This window comes from Flavobacterium sp. LMO6 (genome assembly GCF_009495795.1).
Taxonomy (GTDB): domain Bacteria; phylum Bacteroidota; class Bacteroidia; order Flavobacteriales; family Flavobacteriaceae; genus Flavobacterium.
Window position 1 is genome coordinate 1 of the sequence record NZ_WIBH01000119.1, and the last position, 215, is coordinate 215.

The window sequence follows — 215 nt, forward strand, 5'->3', positions numbered from 1 at the left end:
CAATTATTATTTAAATTAAGCTCGAGTTATGTGCCATCAGCAAAAGCACATTTCGATTACGATGCGTTAATTAAACTTTCAGATCAAAAAGAAAATACAAGTCTGTTTTCTGACAGGCTTTCTGATATTTATACAGGAAAAGATCAAAATCCATTTTCAATCAATCAAAATCTAAATTATTATTACACTTTAAATGAAAAACATGTATTTGCTTT

At 27.0% G+C, this 215-nt stretch carries 1 protein-coding gene; it reads left to right on the plus strand.

Features of this window, described 5'->3' with window-relative positions; genetic code table 11:
* A partial coding sequence (locus tag GFJ99_RS13605; protein WP_162524042.1) for a hypothetical protein occupies positions 1-215 on the plus strand: 215 nt, incomplete at both ends.